This window comes from Pseudoduganella sp. RAF53_2, assembly GCF_052113985.1.
In the GTDB taxonomy this organism is placed as follows: Bacteria; Pseudomonadota; Gammaproteobacteria; order Burkholderiales; family Burkholderiaceae_D; genus Rugamonas.
The window spans coordinates 1-2,289 of sequence record NZ_JBFRDW010000814.1; the positions used below are offsets into that span (position 1 = coordinate 1).

The window sequence follows — 2,289 nt, forward strand, 5'->3', positions numbered from 1 at the left end:
AAGCGCAAGATCATCGGCCGCGAATTCGTGGAAGTGTTCCAGGCTGAATCGGGCAAACTGGTCAACGCCAAGTGGCTGGCGCAAGGCACGATTTATCCGGACGTGATCGAGTCCGCAGGCAAGGGCAAGAAAGGCCAGACCATCAAGTCGCACCACAACGTGGGCGGCCTGCCGGAGACCATGAAGCTGCAGCTGCTCGAACCGCTGCGCGAACTGTTCAAGGACGAAGTGCGCAAGCTGGGCGTGGCTCTGGGTCTGCCGCACGAGATGGTGTATCGCCATCCGTTCCCAGGTCCAGGCCTGGGCGTGCGCATCCTGGGTGAAGTGAAGAAGGAATACGCCGACCTGCTGCGCCGCGCTGACGCCATCTTCATCGAAGAACTGCGCAACACGCCGTATGAAGGCGCTGTGATGCAGGGCGAAGAGGCGCCGAAGAACTGGTACGATGCAACCTCGCAGGCGTTCGCAGTCTTCCTGCCGGTGAAATCGGTTGGCGTGATGGGCGATGGCCGCACTTACGATTACGTCGTAGCCCTGCGCGCCGTGCAAACCCAGGACTTCATGACCGCCCACTGGGCGCACCTGCCGCACGAGCTGCTGGGCAAGGTCTCCAACCGCATCATCAACGAAGTCCGCGGCCTGAACCGTGTCGTGTATGACATCAGCGGCAAGCCGCCTGCGACTATCGAGTGGGAGTGATTCACTGTCCGGCATAAATTGAAACTGCCGGGAGAGCCAAAGAATAAGGCCCCTGATTTCAGGGGCTTTTTATTTCCGGGTTGAGGCGCGTGTTCAAACTTCGCCAGTCCCCATTTGGTGCCCCCCCCGCGACTGATGCCAAGTGTAAGATGGCGGAGTCGACATAGGCGAAGTGGAACCAGCTTTAAATGCACGCCATTCTTCGGCTTTAAGATCTGCTGGAGCGAAGGTGGAAACGAAGGTGGACAGACTGATTTTTGTCTCATCTTTCACTCTCAGGTTCTGCGGAGATCCGCTCCGCAAAATTCAGGCTGCAGGGTAATCTTGTTGCGGCGACTAAATGCTCCAATGAAGCTGAGTGACCAGATCGTGTCGCACCGCCACGACGATTTGATGGCCCTGATGTGACGTGCTCTTCCGTGCAGGTGAAATGGTGCCGGGCCGGCTCGCAGCTGGAACCGCAAGTCTACTCGTAGGATTCGGAACCTGGTCAGCGTAGACGAACGGTGACAGCTCGCTCAGCGCGTCACCTCGCTCAAACCCAGCCAGCGTTTCGGCTGAAGCTAGTCGCAACTATCGCCTACTCTTCCGTACACGATATATCGAAAACAGTTGGCGTATGGAGTGAATCCCCTCGGGCTGGGTCAGGTTGCGACTGGGCATTTTTCGCAACGCCCTCCGGCGATACCTTCGGTCGTAAACCACAGAGCCGTGCTATGCCGAGTGGAGATCAAGTGCTAACTTCAAGCCTTCTGCCCGTTTCTGCGTAGAGATGATTCGTGCCGGTCGATGAAAGGCTGGGGCGGTCGGAAACGTCGGGTGCCCGTTGCGCGGGAATTTATCCCAATTTGGAATGAGTTATTAGCACACCGCCGCCGGGCACGCGATCCATGCAGATATCTGGAGATAACAGTCAACCGTCGGTTGAGGCCGTGAGCTCTTCCCACGCGTCGAACGCAAGCCTCAGGTCATCCAGCTTGGCCCGCACCAGCTGCAGCGCATCGCTACCCAGCAGCAGGTGCATCGGTGGTGCCTCCGCTGCCATTGCGGCGAGGATCGCACGCGCCGCCTTGGCTGGAACGCCTAGCTGTTTTCCACTCTTCTCCTCGCGCGCACGGCGCACCGGATCAAACAGCGCGTCGTAGTCGGCAATCGAACGCGCTGTACGCTGCATCGAGCGGCCAGCCCAATCGGTGCGAAATGAGCCAGGTGCGACCGCAGTGACGGCGATGCCTAAGGCTTTGACTTCTTTGGCGAGTGCTTCCGAGATGCCTTCCAGCGCAAATTTGCTGCCGCTGTAGTAGGCGATGCCGGGCATCGTGATATAGCCACCCATCGAGGTGATGTTGACGATATGGCCGCGTCGGCGGGAGCGCATAAACGGCAGCACGGCCTTTATCATGGCGACCGGGCCGAAGACATTGACGTCGAACTGGCGGCGCATGTCTGACAGCGGAGATTCTTCCAGTATCCCTTCGTGACCGTATCCGGCATTGTTGACGAGGACATCCACCGCGCCGACGGACGCTTCGATTTCTGCGACAACGCCGTCGATTGCATCGAATTGCGTCACATCGAGCAGACGCGCGT

At 58.8% G+C, this 2,289-nt stretch carries 2 protein-coding genes; one reads left to right on the top strand and one right to left on the bottom strand.

Annotated features, from left to right (window positions below):
• On the top strand, positions 1-699 hold a 699-nt coding region (gene guaA, locus AB4Z11_RS29820; protein WP_442029518.1), incomplete at its 5' end, for a glutamine-hydrolyzing GMP synthase.
• 913 nt (positions 700-1,612) lie between these two features.
• Here guaA and AB4Z11_RS29825 read toward each other — a convergent pair.
• Positions 1,613-2,289, bottom strand: a 677-nt coding sequence (locus AB4Z11_RS29825) for an oxidoreductase (RefSeq protein ID WP_442029520.1), incomplete at its 5' end; no start/stop codon positions are given.